This is a genomic window from Thauera sp. WH-2, assembly GCF_048321015.1.
Lineage (GTDB): Bacteria > Pseudomonadota > Gammaproteobacteria > Burkholderiales > Rhodocyclaceae > Thauera.
Map to the genome: position 1 here is coordinate 125176 of NZ_JBLWFG010000005.1, position 20302 is coordinate 145477.

The window sequence follows — 20302 nt, forward strand, 5'->3', positions numbered from 1 at the left end:
CGCACTTCTGACGTAGTTCCAGGAGGCACGCCATGGGCACCGTGCGCAAGACGATTACCCTGACCGATCAGCAGGACAACTGGGTCAAGGCACAGATCAACGCAGGTCACTACACGAACGACAGCGAGTGCATCCGCGATTTGATCCGCCGCGAGCAGGAGCGCAGCGCCGAGATCGAGGCGATCCGCGCCGCGCTGATCGAGGGGGAAGCCAGCGGCGAGCCGAGACGCTTCGATGCTGCAGCCTTCAAGCAAAGGATGCTTGCCGAGCATGGCTGAATATCGCCTGACCCCGGCGGCTGAGCGCGACCTCGAGGCAATCTGAGTCCATACGGTTCGGGAATGGGGTGTCGAGCAGGCCGTCCGCTACATCGACCTACTGACAGCGGCGTTTGCCAGGTTGGCTGCCTCGCCGAGGGCAGTTCCAGCCTGTGACCACATCCGGCCAGGCTATCGGAGATGGAGCGTCGAACGACACATGATCTACTTTCGAGCGACCGACTACGGCATCGCCGTGGTTCGTGTCCTGCATGAGCGGATGGACGCGCCTCGCCACCTGTGATCAAACGCTGCGCGAAGTTGCTGCCGCCTGAGCGGGAAATCGGCGGCTCTGTCCGCCTCGTACCGGATACGGCGCGTTCCGCGGCAGACGTTTTCAAAGCCTGCTGGCAGGCGGGCGGGCTGGATCTGGAGGGAGGAAAATTGGGGTCTGTCCCCTATTTCTTCTGTCAGACAATATCCCCTCAATGCAAACAACGATAACGCCCCGCCTACAGCATCAGACTCACATCGAGGGGCTGCGTGCCGTGGCTATTCTCTTGGTCGTATTTGACCATGCAAACATTCCGGGATTTTCCGGTGGCTTCGTCGGCGTCGACGTTTTTTTCGTCATCTCAGGCTATCTAATTACCGGTTTGTTGCTGACTGAGCATGCCGAAGGCCGCGTCGATTACTTCCGCTTCATCGCCCGTCGATTGGGGAGGCTGTTTCCAGCTTTGTTCGTGATGGTCGTCGCGACTTGCTCGCTTGCTTATTCGGTTCTTTCGCCGCAAATCCTTCCTGAGCAACTCGCCGCTGCAGCTGCGGCGATGGCTTGGTATAGCAACTTCCTCTTCGCCTTCTCGGAGCTTGCCTATTTTGGGCCAAGCGCGTCCAGCAACCTCTTTCTCCACACGTGGTCGCTCGGCGTCGAGCAGCAGTTCTACCTAATCTGGCCCCTCATCCTCCTTCTCGCAGCGCGTCGCGGCGCACGCCCAGATGGCTCGTCGAGCCGATTGTTGGGTCTTCTTGCAGGCGTCTTTGTCCTCAGCCTGCTTCTCTCGCTGCAACTGTCCAGGGAACAGCCGGCATATGCTTTTTACCTTGTACCGACACGCGCCTTTCAGTTCGCTGCGGGTGCCCTGACTTGGCTAGCATGTACCACGCACCCCCTCTCACAAGTCGTTGCCAAACTGCTGTCACTGGCTGGGGCACTCTGTATCCTTATCGCGGCCGCATTGCTCGACGGTACGCAAGCCTATCCTGGTGGGTGGGCCTTGCTCCCTACAGTCGGTACGGCTTGGTTAATTGCCGCAGCACACCCGAGGTTCGGCAATCTCGTGGCTGCCGTACTTAGCGTTCGCCCCATGCTTTATCTTGGGCGCGTATCCTACGCGTGGTATCTGTGGCACTGGCCGGTGTTGCTACTTGGTGCAGAGTTCATTCTGGAGCCGAAGCCCGAAGGTAATCTCGTGCTCGTCGGCATCGCCCTGTTACTGGCCGTACTCACCCATCTCGTCATCGAGCGGCCGTTCCGTCGGCTGTGTGCCCGCACGTCGGTGACCCACACTGTGCTCGTTTTCGTTGTGCTTATTGCACTGAGTAGTTCGCTGCTGACCAAATGGCATAAGCAAGCAGACGAATGGGTTGCAGCGGGTGCCGAGCAACGTGTGCTCGACGCCCGAAACGACATACCGAAGATCTACTCTTTGGGCTGCGATGAGTGGTATCACAGCGATGTGGTAAAGGTCTGCAGCTTTGGAAACGTCGATGCTACTCGCACCGCAGTGCTCATCGGCGATAGTATCGGCCTGCAATGGTTTCCCGCTTTTGAGCAGCAGTTTCTGGCGCCGGACTGGCGTTTGCTGGTTATTACCAAGTCTGCCTGTCCGATTGTGGACGGGCCCTACTTCTACCCGCGCCTACGCCGGCAATACACCGAATGTGCAACCTGGCGCCAAAGCGCGCTCGAGCTCATCGCTTCACTCGGCCCAGATTTAGTGATCATCGGTTCAAGTGCGTTTTATGAGTTTTCTGCACTCCAATGGGAGCAGGGCAGCGCCCGTGTGTTCGACATACTCAGTCCCAGTTCTGAGCATGTGATCGTCTTGCGGCCCACCCCTGCCCTGCCGCTCGACGGGCCTGCCTGCCTGTCGCGCCCGCCTATGCCCTTGTTTGCCGCGGACTTTCGAAAGCCGTGCGAGGGGCCGGCTGAGAACCCCGCAAACGAGCTTGCATGGCGCGCCTTGAGTGCCGCAGCAGCGGGCTACCCCAACGTTCACCTGTTGGATCTAAACGACCTTGTCTGCCCGGATGCGCGCTGTCGGGCCGAGTTACGCGGCGCGATTGTCTTTCGGGACTCGATGCACCTCACCGCGAGTTTTGCAGACTCACTGAGCGAGGCACTGGGGAAACGTTTGGATGAGGCCGTCTCAAATGACGAATAGCTCCTCCAAGCTCGAAGTGCTCATGGTGTCCACCTCGTATCCCATGCAGCCCAATAGTGTCAGCGGTATATTCGTTCGCCGTCTGGTCGAGGCGCTGCAAACCCATGTGGCGCTTACGGTGGTCGCGCCGGCAAGCAATGCCGATGGTGATGGATCCTATGCCGCCTACCCGGTCGTGGTCGTGCGCTACGCGCCGCGGCGCTACCGCTCTCTTGCCCACCTGCCAGGGGGCATCCCGGCTGCGCTGGCGCGCAGCCCCTTCAATGCCGTCTTGGCCGTGAGCTTGTTTGCCGGCCTCTTTTTCGCCACCCTGCTCCGCGGCTGGAAAGCCGATGTCATTCATGCCAACTGGTCGCTTACCGGGTTGGTATGTGGACTCGCTGGCCGTCTCATGGCTCGGCCCACCATAGTCACATTGCGCGGCTCCGATGTATCCGGGTTGGGGAGCTCGCGACTCAAGCGCCTCATCATGCGGGGTGTGCTGAACCTCTCGAAGGTGGTCGTCACGGTCAGCGATCCGATGCGCACTGAGCTCATCGAGCACTTTCCGCGCCATCGAAACAAGATGATTTTCATACCGAATGGTGTTTCTGCCGAACTGCTCGCGCTTCCGCCTCCTTCTGCCGAGGGACCGCTTCGACTTCTGTTCGCAGGCAACCTCATACGCGGCAAAGGGGCGCACGAGCTTCTAGAGGCGCTGGCCGGGTTCGATGCTCCCTTCAGCCTGACCATTGCCGGTGAGGGGCCGGAGCGTGTCGCGCTGGAAAAGATGGCCCAGGAATCAGGTTTTTCACAGAACGTCCACTTCATCGGCAGCGTTCCGCCTGAAGACATGTGCCAACTGTATTCGGTGCACGACGCACTTGTGCTGCCGAGCCATGCCGAGGGGCGACCGAATGTCGTGGTTGAAGCGATGGCTGCCGGGCGTGGGGTTGTTGCCAGCAATCTGCCTGGTATCGCCGAACTCATCGACCATGGGCGAAATGGCCTGCTGGTCCCGCCGGGCGATGTTGCTGGACTGCGCGTAGCGCTACGCTCGCTTGCCCGAGAACCCCGGCTTCGAATCGAACTAGGCTCCGCAGCCCGTGCAACCATACGCGAACTCGGGATCGACTGGCATCATTGCGCCCAGCGCTACCTTGCGCTTTACGCAGACCTTAGCGGAGCCTGAGCCAACCATGTGTGGGTTTGCCTTTCTGTACCAGCCGGGATGTGGCACTGAAGTGCGCCAAGCCCGTATCGAAGCCGCCATGGTCGCGCTCCGTCATCGTGGACCGGACGAGCAGCGCGTGGAAGCGGGCGAAAAGTTCGTCATGGGCCATGCTCGCCTGTCAATCGTCGATCTCGCCGCAAGCCATCAACCCATGCGCTCGCCAGATGGGCGCCATCTGCTCGCCTTCAATGGGGAAATCTACAACTATCGCGAGCTTCGACGCACTCTGGCGGCGCGTTGGAATTTCCTGACACAGGGTGACACCGAAGTGCTGCTCGCCGGGCTTTGCCTTCACGGCATCGATTTCGTCGATCAACTCGAAGGCATGTGGGCGTTCGTGCTCTGGGACATGCACGAGCAAACTGCCTTGCTGTGCCGCGACCGAGTGGGCAAGAAGCCGCTCTACTATGCGGCGCGTGGAGGTAACCGCTTCCTGTGTGCTTCCGAACTGCCTGCCTTGCGACGACTCGATGAGCAGGACTGGGCGGAGGATGTCGACGGTCTCGCGGACTACTTTCGCCACGGCTATTGTCTGCCCGGCCACACCACCTGGGAGGGGGTCAAGGAGGTGTTGCCTGGGCATTGGGTTCGCTGGCGACCCGAGGCCCCCCCATTCGAGTGCCCATACTGGCGCCTTCCTCCGCCGGGCAGTGGCGCGGCGCAGGACGACGACGCCCTGCGCGAGACCCTCACCAACGCGGTCCGCAAGCGGCTCGTAGCCGACGTGGAGGTCGGCGCCTTTCTCTCTGGAGGCATTGACTCATCCTTGGTGTGCGCCTTGGCGCAGCCTTTGATGGATCGTCCGCTCAAGACCTACACGATCGGCTTCACGGATCCTGCATTCGACGAGAGCCGCTACGCCGAGGCCATTGCCCGCTTCCTTGGCACAGACCACCACCGCGCACCGCTTGCAGCCTGGGATCAGCAACGCCTGGACACCTTGCTTACCCGTCACTTGGGGCAGCCCTTCGCCGACTCATCCATTCTCCCCACTGCGCTGGTCAGCGAGTTGGCTGCACGTGACGTCAAAGTGGTGCTTTCCGGAGATGGGGCGGATGAGCTTTTCGGCGGCTACCAGCGTTATCAGGCGCGCGCGATCCTGCGCTGGTACACCCGGCTGCCCTCCGGTTTGCGCAAGTTGGCCGAAAGCGCACTCCTAGCCTTGCCGGAACCCGGAGCCCATCACAGCCGAAGCCTGCTCAAGAAGGCCCATCTGTTCGTCGACGTTGCGCGACGGGTCGCGTCCGAAACGCCCTATACCGCTCCATTGATGTTTCATCCGCAAGCGTATGCTGGCCTCTTTCCCGACCTGGTCCATCGCGGTCATCGCGCAGCGGGCTTGCCTGAAGAGTGTGCCCTTGATGATCTGGATCGCATGCTGCACGCCGATGCGCTTGTCTATCTTCCGCAAGACATTCTTGTAAAGGTGGACCGAGCCAGCATGGCTCATGGTCTTGAAACGCGCGCGCCCTTCCTGGATCACAAAGTCATTGAGCTGGCGATGACGCGCCGAGCAAAGCAGCACCTCCGCATTGGCTGCGGAAAGCGCTGGTTACGCAATGCCTTCGCCGACTGTCTTCCCCGCGACACCTGGAAGCGCCGCAAGCAAGGCTTTGCGGTGCCCGTTCACACGTGGTTTCGTGGCGAACTCGGTGATCAGCTGGAGGCGAGCCTCACGTCTCATGGCGGATTCATAGACGTCAATGAAGGTCGTCGTTTGCTCGCCGAGCATCGCGCTGGCGTGCGTGACCATGGCTATCGCCTGTGGATGCTTCATGCCAGCCTGAGCGATTTCGCTGCATGAGCATGTCATCCCGGTTCACCATCACCTTGTTCATCCCCGACCTCGAGATGGGGGGCGCAGAGCGAGTGTTTGTCACGCTGGCGCGCCAGTTTCTTCAACGTGGACATGGGGTACGCCTGATCCTGGCAAGGGGCACCGGGCCGCTGCTGACCGAACTTGACCCACGTGTCGATGTGATCGACCTTGCCGCCGGTCCGCCGAGTCCCGCTTGGCGCTTTGGTTTGCGGACGCTGTGGTGCCTTGCCCGTGAACTGCGGCGACGCCCCCCAGAGGTCATGTTGTCGACTCTTACGGGTGCGAACCTCGTTGCGATTGCAGCGCGAATTCTCTGCCAACAGAGTTTTCCTTTGGTCGTTCGCGAAGCGGTAACCCTTCCGCATGGTTCCATCGGTGGCCGCGGGCTCGCCATGCGCCTGCTCTATTCGCGTGCCGATCGTGTCGTTGCCCTCACGGAGCCGATGGCTGCGCAACTCGAACGGCGTGCGGGGCTCGACCCGGCGCGTATCGCGGTCATCCCCAATCCGGTCGACCATGAGCGGGTCGATTCCCTGTCGATGTTCGAGGATGATAAGGCGGAGATTCGCGCGTGGCGCCCCTATCTGCTTGCAGTCGGCCGGCTTGCCCCACAAAAGGGACATGCGGACTTGATTCGAGCCTTGGCCACTCTGCCAGATCCGCCGCGCTGCGTGATACTCGGCGAGGGGCCCGAGCGTGAGAGGCTCGAACGCCTCGTGCGCCATTCGGGTCTAGAAGAACGTGTGCATATGCCGGGCGTTCGAGACAACCCTTATCCCTGGTATCGCAATGCAATGGGATTCGTGCTTCCCTCGCACTGGGAGGGCTATCCAAACACGCTTCTGGAGGCCATGCACTTCGGCCTGCCGATTGTGGCTACGCGATACGATGCTTCCGTCGATGCAATAAGAATGAGCTACGACCTCAACCAGTTCCACCTGGTTGCCTGCGGTGAAATTCACTCACTGGCCATGGCCATAGATGAACTGAGTATGCCCCGGGCTGATGCGAAGCGTTGCCCAGCGGACGCTTGCGAGCGGGTGTCCGATGCGGCAAATCTGTTGTTGAAAGTGCTGGAGACTGCTGTAAAGCAGGCCGCTACGGATCGTGTGCATGGATAACGAATATCTGGCAACGCTGCGCCGGAACGAACTGGAGTCCGTTCTTGCCCTGCTCGCGAAGCATGGGGTGCGCGGTGGTCGTCTCCTTGAAATCGGCGCAGGCACCGGAGAGCAGGCGCGGGCCTTGTCAGCCAGGGGATATGACGTGACCGCCATCGACCTGGAAGGCAGTCGATACGCATCAGATCGGGTCTGGCCGGTGATCGACTATGACGGTTCGGTCTTTCCGTTCGAGGACAACAGTTTCGATATTGTGTTCTCGTCCAATGTGCTTGAGCACGTAGCGCAAACCGAGCACATGCAAAGGGAAATCTCGAGGGTTCTGGTGCCGGATGGCATCGTTGTGCATGTGTTGCCGAGCGCAGCATGGCGTGTTCTGACCATGCTCGTTCACTACCCATGGCTCGTAAAGGTGACCGCTCAAGCCATCCTCGGCCGGCGAGGGTCTGGTCGAGCCGCTCCAGGGACCGAAGAACGGAGCGGGCGCTTTGGAGGGGGGCGCGCCGCGTTGTGGCAACGGGTTCTATACGCCAATCGGCATGGCGAGCATGGCAATGCGCTGAACGAGGCCTTCTACTTCAGGCGGGCACGCTGGGTCCGCGTCTTTACATTGAATGGCTTCAGGGTTGTTGGGCTCATTCCAAGTGGGCTCTTGTATTCCGGATATGCTTTATTCGGACACCATCTCAGCATCCCGGTCCGCAAACGCATGGCGGCACTGTTCGGCAGTGCGTGTCACGTTTTTGTTCTTCGTCGATGCAATCGTGGCGCGAAGGGCGCAAGCGTGAAATGACTTTCGCATTGAAGCTGTCGCCATCACGCACTAGATGGGTCCGCGGAGCCGCCTACCTGCTCGCCATCGTGCTCGTTGCTGCCTTCCTGTGGCGCATGGGCGGCGATCCTTGGCGCCAGGCGGCCGCCGAGTGGCACATCATGTTGCTACTGGCGGTGCTGTCCGGATTCGGTCTGATTGTTCAGGCAATGGCGTTTCGGCTCGTGGTTCCGGATACGTCCCGCCCGCAGTTCACGGTGACGCTCGCAATCTGGTCTGTGTCTGCGGCGGTTTCCGTGGTCGCGCCGCTGGTTGCCGGGCTGGCTGCCCGAACGACCCTGTTGGTTCGTCATGGCATGGGGTTGAGCGCCTGTGCGGTCGCAAGTCTGCGACAGGTTTGGCTGGGCCTGGAGTATGCCTTGCTGCTGTCCTCCCTGGCCTTGCCGTTCACCGGATGGGCACTGGGTGTGGCCATTACGCTTGGGTGTGGCGGTGCGTGGCTCGCGATGCTTGCGACCCGTCTACTGGCGCGCAACAAGCGCGCTGGTCAAGCCTCCGGGCGCTTAGGGCGGGCCATCGATGCACTCCGTGCTCCAGTGCCTGTATCGGCACACCCCTGGTTCGTGCTCCAGGTCCTGACAATGAGCGCGGTGTATCTCGTCGGCTTCAATGGCCTGGGGGCGCACGTCACCGCGCCTCAGGCTGTTGCGCTGTCGGGCCTAACGGTTGTCTTGAGCTTGATTGCGTTCGTACCGAATGGGCTCGGAATCACCGACGCGGTGTGGGTGCTGTTCGCTCGAAGTGCGGGCGTAGAACTGGAAAGCGCGGTGGCCATCGCAATCGTGATCCGACTCGGTCACCTGCTTGCCGCTGCAGCACTTGCCTTATTGCTCAAGAGGCGCCTCGCTGACGCGTCCCCGCTTGATGACTAGCCCCTGGCCTGTCGGCAGGTGAATGATGCTCTCTGGCTTGTCCATCATGAAGGCGTTTGCGGCATCGAATGCCCCTGGGCAATTCGCGAACCCGTAGTCATCCATGACAATCAATCCGCCGTCGACCAGACGCGGATAGAAGAATTCCAGACTGTCGCGCGTTGGCTGGAACAGGTCGACATCGATATGCACCAGTTTGAAGCGTTGTTCGGCCACATCGCCAAAGCGCTCCGGTATCCAGCCCTTGAGAACATGAATGTTTTTGAATTCGGCCAGGTTGTGGCGTAGTTCGCTCTCGGTGGCACTTAGGTCGCCCCGTTGCCATTGGGGCAGGCCATCCGGGGGGCGATCCGAAGCCAAAGGCTCGGAGAGCCCCTCGAAGGAGTCGAATAGATAGAAGTCTGTTCCATTCAGCACACTCGCAATGAACCACGCCGATACGCCAACGTAGCAGCCACATTCGGCGGCTACGCCATCGAGTGCGACAACGCTGCGTGCCAACTCGCGCAAAGCGTACTTGCGTTCCATCGAGAAGGCGTTGTGAGGTGACAACTGCTTGAATCGGCGGACAAACGCCTCGTCCTCCAGCCACAGTTTGTAGTCGTCCCCGACATAGTGGCCGCCCATCGCTTCCGCCATCACGCGGGTCAATTCCAGCAACGCGCGCCGGCGTAAGGGCTTGGGGCCAGCCAATACAGCCCTGAGCCCCTTATAGATACGTTTCGATGTAAACATGAGATTACGCGCTGATTGAGGGCCAATCCTTACTGCGGACGCTCTTGCGTATCCGACTCTGTATCGCGATACATGAGTGCGGTGATCTGCTCGGAGATCAGACCCATCAGGAACACCATCACTCCCCCTGTCAACAGCAGGGCGCTCATGTTCGTGAAACGTCCCTCGGCAATGAACGTATGCCCATACCATCCGGCTCCCAGAAAAAACAGTGTGGCGGCAACAGGGGCGAAGAGTTTCAGCGGTGAATACAGGGATCCGACCTTGAAAATGATCAGCAAGAATCGTGCGCCGTCGTGCGCGAGCCGGATATGGCTTTTCCCGATACGGGGTGCTGCATGGATCGGCTCGTAGGCGACGGAATAGCCTGCCCGGAAGAAAGCCATTGTCGACGTGGTCGGATATGAAAACCCGTTGGGGAGAAGATACAGAAACTCGCGAAACAAGTGCGCCCGCACCGCCCGAAACCCTGAGGTAAGGTCCGCGACTGGGTGGCCCGTCATGTAGCTTGCAAGCCGGTTGTAGATCGCGTTTGCCAGGCCGCGGCCGATGCTTGCCTGAGAACCGGACTGACGAGCGCCGACGACCATGTCGTAGCCCTCATCCAGGCGAACCAGAAGGCGAAGGATGTCCGTTGGGTCATGCTGACCGTCAGCATCCAGGAATACGAGGATGTCGCCCCGCGCAGCCCGGGCCCCCGCCTTGATCGCCGCACCGTTGCCCTTGGAATAGGGGTGTCGCAGCACTCTCGCGCCGGCTTCCCGTGCCAGCTCGTCCGTTCCATCGGTCGAGCCGTCGCTCACCACGATCACCTCTGAATCGGGAACGCACTCGATCACCTTCCGAACGACCCCGCCAATGGCGCCGGCCTCGTTTCGTGCAGGAAGAACCACGCTCACGCGGGGGGTGTGCCTTTGCATGTCCTGATCCGGTTGCTTTGTGCTGGTTTCGCTCATGCCCTCAATCCTGCCTGGAGTTGTTCCCGCGCCAGTTCGCAATCTGCGCTCGCATTGTGCTGATCCGCTGCACATGGAACCGGTCCACGTCGTGGTGTGCGGCCTCGTCCACCGCATTTGCTGCCTCGCCCGGCTGCCCATTGGCAAGCAGTGTTGCTGCCAGATTGAGCCAGAGTTGCGGCGCATCAGGCGCTCGTGCAACAGCTTGTCGTGTATACCCCAATGCGCTGAGGGCGTCACCGGCATCCATGTAGAGTTGGGCGAATTCCGTGTCTATCATTGCCTGGTCGAATGGGCGCAGCGCCGGGTTGGCGGCAAGCGCGTCCTCCAGCGCCTTGATGGTCCGGGGCTCGAAGCTGCATGGCCCAGCGCGATGACACTGCAGCAGCTTGATGAAGGCGCCCGGCGTGGCTGACGCGATGGGTGGGGTGCGCAAACGGTCCAGGGTTCGCTGCAGCCAGGCGTTGTCCACCGGTCGGCCAAGCCGGTTGTCGACGACGATGAGCCCAAGATGCGCGGTGGCGCCGTAGTTGTCCCGCTCTGCGGCGTGAACCAGATTCGATCGCGCCTCGTCAAGCAGTGCTTCGGGGGCCGCGACCTGGTTTGCCAGGGCGATGAGTTGTATGCCCGCGTCGATGCGGCTCCTGGGCGAATCAGGGTGGTTTCTTGCATCCAGCCGGGCGCGCTGCAGGTCGTCGCCCCAATGCCATGCACGCAGCGCGGTCGCCGAGGCGGTCACGCACAACAGCGCGGCGGCGCCGAGGAGCATGGCGCGCCTGGAGTCGGGCCACCGTCGCATGCAACTGCCGACCAGATATCCAAAGGCAAGAAGGGGGCCGAAGCTGGCGAGGTAGTTGCGGTGCTCATGCACCATCTCGAGACCGAAGAAGGAAGATTCGAGCGCGTGCGCAGCAAGGAAGAAGAGCACTGAAAACCCGAGGACCGGCCACCGACGCCAGCAGAAGGGCACCAAGGCCACTGCCATTGCGAGGGCGCCCACCGCGAGTCCGGTTATCGGGGGGGTCAGCAGCCCGCGGGACACCACGAAATCGTCGTGATATAGCCCCATTCGCGTGATGTCCGGAACTGCGATCACGGAGAGGTAGAACCAAAGTGCTCTGGCTTGGGTGAGCAGGCGTTCGTACAAGCCGAAGTCGCGGTTGTCGTAGGAGCGGAGGATCCAGTCCGGCGACACGATCAGGAATGCGGTGCCGAGCGCTCCGGGCAGGATTGCGCAGAAGAGATGAAGGGTGATCAGTATCGTGCGCTGGTGCTGGTAGGTGGCGCGCAGGCGGAAGAAGAACATCTCCAGCAACAGAAGGAATACGGGCAGCAGTACGCCGTTCTCCTTGCTCAGGCTTGCCAGTGGGAGACAGATCAGATAGGCGGCGGCGATCAGGTGCAAGCCCTTCTGCCCCTTGATCTGTCGCTCCCGTCCGACTGCGTAGGCGAGCATGCCCAATGCGCTGAACAATGCCGCCAGGCTGGCCATGCGCTGCACGACGTACAGCACGCTCGTTAACTGCAGGGGATGCAGCAGCCACAGTCCGGCTGCGAGCAGAGCCGCAAGGTCGGCCTGGCGAGTGTCCTGGGCGAGGTTGGCGGCCATCAGCCTGCGCATGAGGATGCGCGCAAGCATGAAAATGATGAGACCGCAGAGCAGATGAATCGCGAGGCTTGTGCGTTTGAATGCGGCCGGGTCCAGCCCGGCTGATGCGTGGTCAAACGCAAAACTGAGCATGCTGAGCGGCCGTTTGAGCGGGCCGGATTCCGACGACCAGGCCGCTCGCCAGATCTCCGGCCAGTTCCAGCCGGAAACGGCTGTCAGGCGCTCGTTGTACACGAGATTCGGGAAGTCGTCGAATACGAATCCCCCCGAAAGGCCGGGCAGGTAAACGATGGCGCCGGTCGTTAACAGGCAGAGGGTGGCTAGCCGGTAAAGCGCCGAGGGTTTCATGTGCGGATCTGTAAGGCCGTGCTTTGACGTTCGAGGCTCGGGCGACAAGCCTCGGAAGGACTGCCCAGGAGCTTACCCGCAAAAAAGCCGTGCTGCCTTACGGCAGCACGGCTTGGGACTTCTGAAGCGGTAGGCCCGGTCAGATCATTACTGACGGCAGTCGGCCGGAAGGTACTTGTCTTGCACGGTGGTTCCGTTCGCGCCGATCGCAGCCTGCGTAGCGTTCGGGTTCGGCGCATTGCCGCACACCCAGGCCACGTTGGTGTTCGGGTTCGGCATTGCATCAACCGCAACGCGGAAGGTCAGAACCTGGTTTGCGATGGCGTTGTTTGCGCGATTGCCGAACAGCACATCGATCGAGCCGTCGTTGTTGGCAGTGACGCTCTGAACGTAGTTGCCCAGAATGCTTGCCGGCGCAGCCACTCCTACCGAAGCATTGCCGCCGTTAGGCAGACGGCCGCGATTCGCAATGAAATCGGCATAACCATTCTTCGCGCCAGAGGCCAGGCTCATGCCTTCGGAAACCTGGGTACGGATGGTGTAGTCCTGATACGCCGGCAGTGCCACCGCGGCCAGAATACCGATGATCGCCACAACGATCATCAGTTCGATCAGCGTGAAGCCTTGTTGAATCTTTTTCATGTCAGTTCTCCTCGATGAGAAACCACGGAAAGCCCGCTTGCCTACTCATAAGCAACCCCCGTGCCAACTTCTGGCCCTGGATTTCCGTGACGTAGTGCCGCTGACTTGACACGATTTCGGTCTGAATGTGACAAACCGCCCGGAACGGGTTGTCAATATGTGACAAAGGCAAGGCGCGGCGGTCCGGCGGACTAGACCCTGGGGTCAGGTCTTTCATATGCTCACCCCACCCGCTGCACGGCCACGCTGACCCTCTCTGCCGCCCGCGCCAGCGTGTCGTCCGCTGTGCACAGTGTCGCGCTCAAGCGCATGCATACGGCCAGATGCAGCGCATCGCCCGCACGTAGTCCGCTGCGGTAGTCGGCAATCCAGCCTCTGGCGCGGTCGAAGTCCGCGGTATCGACTGCTTCCACAGCGAGTCGCGCACTGACGAGCGTGTCGAAGCGCTCGAGCCCCTCGCGATGGAGGTCCGTGGAGACATCGCCCCTGCGCGCCATGATCCCGGCGGCGCTGGCGAACTCGGTGCGCGTCCACGGGCTGATCAGGATCGTCTCGCTGGCGCTGGCTTCGAGCCACGCGAGCGCGGCATCGGTGCTGGCGTCGCGAAAGAACAGTGGCAGGAGAATGCAGGTGTCGGCATACAAGGCCATCAGTAGCGTGCCCCGTCCCGCGCTTCGCGCACGACTTCCGCTGCCGTGCGGGGTTGAGGAGCCTGGGCGAGCACGAAGGCGCGCAGTTCGGTAGCGATGGCTGCGGCGTCGGCGGCCGGTTGCACGGGCTCGGCGATGATGCGGGCGACGGGCTTGCCGCGGCGAGTGATGACGATCTCTTCGCCGGCGATCACTTGATCGACGACGGCGGACAGGTGCGATTTGGTTTCGGCGAGGGTGAGGGTACGCATGACGGTGCCTTCGTGACTATCTGACTAACTGTAGTGTAGTCGGGGCGGGTGTAGGTGTCACGCCGGGTACCCGGCGCATACGCAACGAGTAGGGCACGTTTCGCCCTCACCCCGCCGGCGGCTGCGTGCGCTTGAAACTCTCGCGCGCGAACATGCGCTCGGCAAACGGCATCAACCCCGGATGGCGGGCGCGCCAGTCGATGTCGGGGAAGCGCAGGTCCAGATAGGCGAGGGCGACTGCGGCGGCGATGTCGCCGAGCTGCATGTCGGCGCCGTTGAAGGCGTGGCGGTGGTCGAGGCGGCGTTCGAGTTCGGCCAGGCCGCGGTCGATCTTGTCCTTCTGGCGGGCGATCTCGCGATCGCTGCGTTCGCCGTCGGGGCGGCGGGATTCGAGCAGGGCGCCGACGGCGGCATCGGTGACGCCGTCGGCGAGCGCCTCGGTCTGGCGTACGCGCACGGCGTCGAGCGGGTCGGCGGGCAGCAGCGCGGGCGGTGCACCCAGGGTTTCGAGGTAGCCGGCAATGACCGGAGAGTCGAAGAAGGTCTCGCCGTTGTCGGCGATCAGCACCGGCACCTTGCCGAGCGGGTTCAGCTCGGGGATGCGGGTGTTGGCTTCCCAGGGCGAGTCGACGACGAGCTCGAAGGGCAGCGCCTTTTCGTCGAGGAGGATGCGGATCTTGCGGGCGTAGGGGCTGGTGAGCGAGGCGAGCAGTTTCATGGTGACGTATCTCCCGTGGGGTGGAGAGAAGATACGCCGCACATCAGGGGGCGGGAATTAGGGAAAGCGGATGGGGGGCAGGGAAAGCGGATGGGGGGCAGGGAAAGCGGATGGGGGGCAGGGAAAGCGGATGGGGGTGTGGACGCGGGCTTTGTCGTGAAAGCAGCCTCGCCGAGTACCCGATTCGCGCGCGCCGGCCCCTCAGGCAGCGTTGCCCGCGAAAAGACCGGCCTCCGGGGCTTTCAGGCCGGATCGACGTTGCGTGCGATCAGCGTGCGGATCACGTGCAGCTTGCCATGGAAGAAATGGTCTGCGCCCGGCACCACGACCACCGGCAGTTCCTGCGGGCGTGCCCAGCCGAGGACGTTGGAGAGTGCGACGGTTTCGTCCTGTTCGCCATGGACGACGAGCGTGGGGATGTTGGCGGGCACGGGGGGGGTATCGTAGTTGCGCCCGCTGCCGGTGGTGTCGCCCGCAGCCATGCCCACGAGGATGAGCTGGCGCGGCGGTGCGATGCCGTCGGCAAGGCGGGTGGCGACGCGCACCTGCACGTAGCCGCCGAACGAGAAGCCGCCCAGCGCCAGTGGCTGCACGCCCCAGCGTGATTCGGCCCAGCTGATCACCGAGAGCATGTCCTCGGTTTCGCCCTCGCCGTGGTCGTGCTCGCCCTCACTTCTGCCCACGCCGCGGAAGTTGGGGCGGATCACGGCGTAGCCGAGGTCGCGGTAGGCACGCGCCAGCGTGTGCGCGACCTTGTTGGTGTTGGCGCCGCCGAAGAGCGGGTGCGGGTGGCAGACCAGGGCTATGCCGCGGACGGTGGCGGGCGCGTCGATCAGCACCTCGATGTTGCCGGCGGGACCGCGCAGCAGGGCGGATTCGGTGGGCAGCGGGCGGCTCATGCGGCGTCATCCGGCAGGCGCAGGCGCTCGACGATGCGGCCCTGCACCAGATGGCTGTCGATGATCTCGTCGATGTCGTCCTTGTCGACATAGGTGTACCAGACGTTGTCGGGATAGACGACCAGCACCGGGCCGTCGTCGCAGCGGCCTAGGCAGCCGGCCTTGTTGATGCGCACACTGCCCTTGCCCTTGAGTCCGAGCGCGGCGCTGCGGTCCTTGGCGTAGGTCTGCAGTGTCGAGGCGTCGTGGTTGTTACAGCAGGAATCGCCCGGCTGGCGCTGGTTGCAGCAGAAGAAGACGTGGTGTGTGAAGTAGCTCATGGGGTCTCCCGGTTTCGGGCTGGGGCTGAGGGGTGGGGCTGAGGGGTTGAAGGTGCGGGGTTGAAGGTGAGGGGGAGGCGTGCGGCCTGGCCCGATTATAGGCGCCGCCCGCTGCGCAGCGGCGGGCCGCCCAGGTGCTCGCCGCGCCACAGCCCGAGCGCCGACAGGTAGGCCAGTGCCAGATACGGCCACAGGCTGTCCACGAGCTCGGTCAGGCCGTGGAAGTTGAGCACGTTGCTGTAGCTGGCCAGTTGACGGCCGTACGGCAGATAGGGGTTCTCGGGGATCAGGTTCACCAGCGCCGTGGCGAGCAGCAGGCTGGTGCCGGCGATGGCATGCTGCGCCAGCCGCGGCAGCAGCAGGCATGGCAGCAGCAGGACGGCGCCGATCACAAGGCCGCGCTCCGCCCCCGGCGTGAGCCAGGCGAGCGGCGTGCCGGGGTCGAAGAAGGACCAGGTGGCGAGCGTCTTGGCGCCGACGCCCAGCCCCAGCACCCACAGCACCGGAAAGGGGTTGGCGCCGCGTGTCATGCAGCGGGTGAATAAGCCCACGGCAAGCAGGGCGCTGGCGGTGAGGGCGGTGTCGAAGGCGATGAAGCGGTCGGCACGAAAGGGCAGGGGGGCGGCGATGCCGAGCAGACTGCGGAGGTCTCCGCTGGAGAACAGCAGGTCGGTGGCGCTGAGCTGTCCGAGCAGCCACAGCGCCAGCAGCAGCAGGCCTGCCTCGCCGCTACGTCCGCCGATCACGTAACGTGCGCGCCAGCGTTGCAGCCGGCCCTGGGGGCCGAACAGGGCCGGCCCCCAGCCGGCGCCTGCGAGCGCGCCGAGCAGCGCCCCCGCGGTATTGCCGCCCAGGTCGAGGTTGCTGGCGATGCGTGTCGGCAGGTAGTTCTGCGTCGTTTCCAGGCCCAGGCTGAACAGGCCGGCGAGCAGCGCAGTCATGATCACCTTGTTCGCAAAGCCCCAGTGTGCGGGCAGTGCGGCCGCGAGCAGCAGGCCGAGCGGAAGGTAGCCGAGAATGTTGAAGACGAAGTCTTCGAGGATGAAATACTTCGGCCACGGTGCCCACAGCCAGTCGAAGGGCGGCAGCCCGCTGTCTCGCCACCCGGTCAGCGGGTGCAGGCACGCATAGGCCACGAGCAGGGCGTAGGCCAGGGTGAGCGGCGGTGCGAGCGAGCGGGTGGCGCGGTCGGACATCGCCGCATTGTGCCCGGCTTGGGGTGTAGCGGGCTAGACCTTGCGGATGGGCGTGCGGGCGAGCTGCTCGAGTGCGCGCGCCTCGTCTGCGCGCAGCACGCGCCCGGGCAGTGGGAGGAGTCCCGGCACCCGCGCACGGTAGCGTGCATAGGCTTCGCCGTGAAACGCCAGCAGCTTGCGCTCCTCCAGTAGCGAGCCCAGCCACAGGTAGAGCGTGATGCAAAGGCTGCTCACCAGGCGGGCTTCGTCCATGTCGCGCGTCCACAGGATCACCAGTCCGAGGCCATACCATGGATGGCGCACGTAGCGGTGCAGGGGCGACAGGCGCAAGCCGCCGGGATCCTCGGCTGCGCCGTGATGCGCCGCCCATTGCTCGCTGCCGAGGAAGGTCGCCATGTCGTAGTAGCGTGTCGACCAGATGAAGCCCCCGATCGCAGCCAGTGCCGCGCCGTTCGCCAGCCAGGCCCAGCCGCCCTCCCATGCCCACAGCAGCGGCCCGTGCCACGCGAAGGTCAGCCACAGTGGTGGCACCAGCAGCAGCACGCCGAGTGCATTGAACATCATCCGGTAAGCGGGCGCCGCCCGCGGCCAGCGCGCCGCCACGCGCCGCTTGAGCCACAGGCTCGCGAGCAGCGAATGCAGGACGGCGTAGCCGAGCCAGGCCAGGACGAGTGCGGCGATCTGTAGGGGGGTGAGGGGCATGGGGGGAGTACACCATGAATCGCGGCGAAGGTCGCGCGGCGCAATGAGGTATACATCGACCATAGATACGCGAGCGCCTGACCCCGGAACGAATCCGCCGCTTCACCTGCGCCGATGGCACCGCGCAATCCTTCCTGTGGGACCCCGAAGCGCGCTGCAATCTCGCCCGAAATGGCCTTGCGCATTGAAGGCTGGCTTGGCGTGGCCAACGGTGGCAGTGCAGACGCCTGGATTGCGCAGCAGGCCGCCTATGACCTGTGTAAGGCCCGCGCAGCCGGCATGCCCGCGGTGCAGCGTGCGCCCGAGATGCGCCCGAGATGATGAGCGCCTGCACGAGCTTGTTGAAGTACGTCGCAAACTTGCCGAGTTGGAAGCAATCGCCTTCGCTGTCACCTTCTCAACGAAAGCGCTGACCTAGAGCGCGCCCCGTGCGCTGGCCGCGTGGCTACACCGCCCGGATTTGGCTACATGGTGGCTACATGGCCCCGGAAAGCAAAAAGGCCAGTTCGCGAGAACTGGCCTAAGTGCTTGAATTTGTTGGTGGGGGCACTAGGACTCGAACCTAGGACCAATTGATTAAGAGTCAACTGCTCTACCAACTGAGCTATACCCCCGTGCCTTGCGGCGGACCGGATTGGCGCCCGGTCGAAGAGCGCGGATCTTACTCCGACGGGCGCGGTGGCGCAATAGGTCTTGCACAAACCGGTCTCGTTGACCTCTACAGGCTCGGGACGGTGAAGTCGGCGCCGGCGGGGTTCAGCCGAGAATGCGCCCGGCACGGCGGCGGCTGCCGACGCCGGCCAGCCCGCCCAGCCCTTGGCTGCCGTGGGCGTGGCAGATGGCGCAGGCGAGCGCGTCGGCGGCATCGGCGCCGGGGCTGCCGTCCAGCGCCAGCAGGCGCTGCACCATGTCTTGCACCTGTTCCTTGTGCGCCTTGCCGTAGCCCACCACCGATTGCTTGACCTGCAGCGCGGTGTACTCGGCCACCGGCAGGTCACATGACACCGCGCCGCAGATCACCGCGCCGCGGGCTTGGCCCAGCAACAGGGTGGACTGCGGGTTCACGTTCACGAAGACCTTTTCCACCGCAACCACGTCCGGGCGGTAGGTTTCAATGACCTCGCGCACGCCGTCGAGCAGGGTCTTCAGGCGCCCGGGGAGCTCGCCGTCCTGCGTCTTGATGCAGCCGCTGGCGACGTAGCGCAGGCGGCTGCCGAGCTGATCCACCAGTCCGAAGCCGGTGATGCGCAGCCCGGGATCGAGGCCGAGGATGCGGGTGGCGACGGTCTGGCTGGCCGCGCTCAAGTCAGATCTGCACCGCAGTGCCGCTGACGCACACCATGAGCATCCCGTTGTCCTGGCCGAGGACCTCGTAGTCGACATCGACGCCGATCACCGCGTTGGCGCCGAGCTTGGCGGCGGCCTCCTGCATCTCTTCCATGGCGATGTTGCGCGCGTCGGCCAGGGTGCGCTCGTAAGCGCCGGCGCGGCCGCCCACCACGTTGCGGATCGAGGCGAACAGGTCCTTGAACAGGTTGGCGCCGATGATGGCTTCGCCATTGACGACGCCGAGGTACTGGCGGATCGGGCGACCGTCGAGGTTCGAGGTGGTGGTCATCAGCATGGCATGCTCCTGCGCGGTGGGGTGGAGGCCCGATTCTAGCCTTTGCGCGCCAGCCATACACCGCCCACGGCAACCCCCATGCCGGCAATCGCCAGCGCGGACAGGCGCTCGTCGAACATTGCCCACGCGATCAGTGCGGTCGCGGGCGGGGTGAGATAGAACAGGCTGGCCACATTCACCGCACTGCCGCTGCGGATCAGCAGCCCGAGCAGACTCACAGCGCCCACCGACAGCACCACCACCAGCCAGCCGAGGGCGAAAATGAAGTCGCCCGTCCATTCGATGTGCATGGTCTCGGTGTTCAGGGCGATGATCGCGGATACCGCAAGCGTAGGCAGGAACTGCACGACCGAGCCTGTGCGCAGATCGAAGCGCGGGCAGAAGCGCTTCTGGTACAGCGTGCCGGCGGTGATGCCGAACAGCGCCGCGACCGCTGGCATCACCATGTGCCAGAGCGTTTCGGGCGCGAGGCTGTCGACGCTTGCCTTGCTGCCCACGACCAGGGCGACGCCGCCGAAGCCGAGCGCGAGACCCATCCATTGTCGCCGGGATACGCGCTCGCCGAGCAGCAAACCGGCCAGCGCGCCGGTGAGCAGCGGCTGCATCCCCACCACCAGCGCCGAGATGCCCGCAGGCAGGCCGCGGTCGATGGAGATGAACACGCCGCTCAGGTAGATGCCGTGCAGCAGCAGCCCGGTGACGGCGATGTGCGCAGCTTCGCGTGCGTTTGCCGGCCAGGGTGCGCGCATCGCGAGCGCGACCAGCGTCATCAAGGCGATCACCAGCGCATAGCGCGTCACCAGGAAGGTGAGCGGTTCCGCGTAGGGCAGGCCGTATTTTGCGCCGATGAAGCCGGTGCTCCACAGCAGCACGAAGAACAGGGGGAGCAGGCGGGAGAGGGCGGACATGGCGCGGGTCGGATGGATGCTGCTTGTACGGATTGTGTTGGGAGGATTGTGCTGGGAGGGTTTCGCTGGGAGGGGGCGGCCCGGATCGCGGGGTGGCTCGTTGGCGCGGGCTCGGCGCCGCCTTCGCGGGCAGGCCCCCCAGCCAGAGAGGCCGCTTGAACGGGACCCGATGCACCCTGTGCC

Annotated in this window: 22 protein-coding genes, 1 tRNA gene and 1 pseudogene; 9 read left to right on the top strand and 15 right to left on the bottom strand. The window is 63.5% G+C overall.

Features of this window, described 5'->3' with window-relative positions:
• Positions 1-32: 32 nt before the first annotated feature.
• From ACNKW1_RS10250 to ACNKW1_RS10285, 8 genes and pseudogenes are all read left to right on the top strand, one after another.
• Positions 33-278, top strand: a complete 246-nt coding sequence (locus ACNKW1_RS10250; protein ID WP_002931846.1) for a type II toxin-antitoxin system ParD family antitoxin — start codon at positions 33-35, stop codon at positions 276-278.
• A gap of 61 nt (positions 279-339) precedes the next feature.
• A pseudogene (locus tag ACNKW1_RS10255) lies at positions 340-561 on the top strand (type II toxin-antitoxin system RelE/ParE family toxin); the annotation flags it as partial.
• Positions 562-745: 184 nt separating this feature from the next.
• Complete coding sequence (locus ACNKW1_RS10260) at positions 746-2704, top strand: acyltransferase family protein (protein WP_418364479.1); 1959 nt, start codon at positions 746-748, stop codon at positions 2702-2704.
• Positions 2694-3875 (top strand): glycosyltransferase, encoded by a 1182-nt coding sequence (locus ACNKW1_RS10265; protein ID WP_418364480.1) that lies wholly within the window; start codon positions 2694-2696, stop codon positions 3873-3875. The genes ACNKW1_RS10260 and ACNKW1_RS10265 overlap by 11 nt, the downstream gene beginning before the upstream one ends.
• Before the next feature lie 7 nt (positions 3876-3882).
• Complete coding sequence (gene asnB, locus ACNKW1_RS10270; protein WP_418364481.1) at positions 3883-5721, top strand: asparagine synthase (glutamine-hydrolyzing); 1839 nt, start codon at positions 3883-3885, stop codon at positions 5719-5721.
• On the top strand, positions 5718-6857 hold the full coding sequence (locus ACNKW1_RS10275; RefSeq protein WP_418364482.1) for a glycosyltransferase: 1140 nt from the start codon (positions 5718-5720) through the stop codon (positions 6855-6857). Before asnB ends, ACNKW1_RS10275 begins: the two co-directional genes overlap by 4 nt.
• Entirely contained in the window at positions 6850-7650 is an 801-nt protein-coding gene (locus ACNKW1_RS10280) for a class I SAM-dependent methyltransferase (protein ID WP_418364483.1), read from the top strand. The genes ACNKW1_RS10275 and ACNKW1_RS10280 overlap by 8 nt, the downstream gene beginning before the upstream one ends.
• Positions 7647-8561: a lysylphosphatidylglycerol synthase domain-containing protein gene (locus tag ACNKW1_RS10285; protein ID WP_418364484.1), complete on the top strand. Its 915-nt coding sequence runs from the start codon at positions 7647-7649 to the stop codon at positions 8559-8561. Before ACNKW1_RS10280 ends, ACNKW1_RS10285 begins: the two co-directional genes overlap by 4 nt.
• On the opposite strand, the gene ACNKW1_RS10290 is transcribed toward ACNKW1_RS10285, so the two are convergent.
• The 11 genes from ACNKW1_RS10290 to ACNKW1_RS10340 form a co-directional block, all read right to left on the bottom strand.
• A complete protein-coding gene (locus tag ACNKW1_RS10290; RefSeq protein WP_418364485.1) occupies positions 8514-9296 on the bottom strand; it encodes a TylF/MycF/NovP-related O-methyltransferase in 783 nt (260 codons plus the stop codon). The two genes, ACNKW1_RS10285 and ACNKW1_RS10290, sit on opposite strands and share 48 nt — an antisense overlap.
• Positions 9297-9325: 29 nt before the next feature.
• Positions 9326-10252, bottom strand: a complete 927-nt coding sequence (locus tag ACNKW1_RS10295; protein ID WP_418364486.1) for a glycosyltransferase family 2 protein — start codon at positions 10250-10252, stop codon at positions 9326-9328.
• 4 nt (positions 10253-10256) lie between these two features.
• Positions 10257-12209: a tetratricopeptide repeat protein gene (locus ACNKW1_RS10300; RefSeq protein ID WP_418364487.1), complete on the bottom strand. Its 1953-nt coding sequence runs from the start codon at positions 12207-12209 to the stop codon at positions 10257-10259.
• Between the two features lie 147 nt (positions 12210-12356).
• Positions 12357-12851, bottom strand: a complete 495-nt coding sequence (locus ACNKW1_RS10305; RefSeq protein ID WP_418364488.1) for a pilin — start codon at positions 12849-12851, stop codon at positions 12357-12359.
• Between the two features lie 221 nt (positions 12852-13072).
• Positions 13073-13501, bottom strand: coding sequence for a type II toxin-antitoxin system VapC family toxin (locus ACNKW1_RS10310; RefSeq protein ID WP_418364489.1), 429 nt, complete (start codon positions 13499-13501; stop codon positions 13073-13075).
• Complete coding sequence (locus ACNKW1_RS10315) at positions 13501-13752, bottom strand: type II toxin-antitoxin system Phd/YefM family antitoxin (RefSeq protein ID WP_418364490.1); 252 nt, start codon at positions 13750-13752, stop codon at positions 13501-13503. Before ACNKW1_RS10315 ends, ACNKW1_RS10310 begins: the two co-directional genes overlap by 1 nt.
• Positions 13753-13858: 106 nt before the next feature.
• On the bottom strand, positions 13859-14470 hold the full coding sequence (locus ACNKW1_RS10320) for a glutathione S-transferase (protein ID WP_418364491.1): 612 nt from the start codon (positions 14468-14470) through the stop codon (positions 13859-13861).
• Positions 14471-14712: 242 nt separating this feature from the next.
• Positions 14713-15369 carry an alpha/beta hydrolase gene (locus ACNKW1_RS10325; RefSeq protein ID WP_418364492.1) on the bottom strand — a complete coding sequence of 219 codons (657 nt, stop codon included), beginning with the start codon at positions 15367-15369 and terminating at the stop codon, positions 14713-14715.
• Positions 15366-15689, bottom strand: coding sequence for a (2Fe-2S) ferredoxin domain-containing protein (locus ACNKW1_RS10330; protein ID WP_418364493.1), 324 nt, complete (start codon positions 15687-15689; stop codon positions 15366-15368). Before ACNKW1_RS10330 ends, ACNKW1_RS10325 begins: the two co-directional genes overlap by 4 nt.
• A gap of 95 nt (positions 15690-15784) precedes the next feature.
• Entirely contained in the window at positions 15785-16885 is a 1101-nt protein-coding gene (locus ACNKW1_RS10335) for a VanZ family protein (RefSeq protein WP_418364494.1), read from the bottom strand.
• A 33-nt stretch (positions 16886-16918) separates the two neighbouring features.
• Complete coding sequence (locus ACNKW1_RS10340; RefSeq protein WP_418364495.1) at positions 16919-17587, bottom strand: methyltransferase family protein; 669 nt, start codon at positions 17585-17587, stop codon at positions 16919-16921.
• Between the two features lie 171 nt (positions 17588-17758).
• On the opposite strand from ACNKW1_RS10340, the gene ACNKW1_RS10345 reads away from it, so the two are divergent.
• Complete coding sequence (locus ACNKW1_RS10345; protein ID WP_418364496.1) at positions 17759-17908, top strand: hypothetical protein; 150 nt, start codon at positions 17759-17761, stop codon at positions 17906-17908.
• A gap of 217 nt (positions 17909-18125) precedes the next feature.
• Here the strand turns inward: ACNKW1_RS10345 and ACNKW1_RS10350 are convergent.
• The 4 genes from ACNKW1_RS10350 to ACNKW1_RS10365 all read right to left on the bottom strand — a co-directional run bounded on the left by ACNKW1_RS10350 (position 18126) and on the right by ACNKW1_RS10365 (position 20119).
• A tRNA-Lys gene (locus tag ACNKW1_RS10350) sits at positions 18126-18201 on the bottom strand.
• Between the two features lie 142 nt (positions 18202-18343).
• A complete protein-coding gene (gene ruvC / locus ACNKW1_RS10355) occupies positions 18344-18892 on the bottom strand; it encodes a crossover junction endodeoxyribonuclease RuvC (RefSeq protein WP_418364497.1) in 549 nt (182 codons plus the stop codon).
• 1 nt (position 18893) lies between these two features.
• The gene (locus tag ACNKW1_RS10360) at positions 18894-19211 is read right to left on the bottom strand and encodes a heavy metal-binding domain-containing protein (protein WP_418364498.1); all 318 of its coding nucleotides are present in this window, start codon (positions 19209-19211) and stop codon (positions 18894-18896) included.
• Between the two features lie 35 nt (positions 19212-19246).
• A complete protein-coding gene (locus ACNKW1_RS10365) occupies positions 19247-20119 on the bottom strand; it encodes a DMT family transporter (protein ID WP_418364499.1) in 873 nt (290 codons plus the stop codon).
• Positions 20120-20302: the final 183 nt, after the last annotated feature.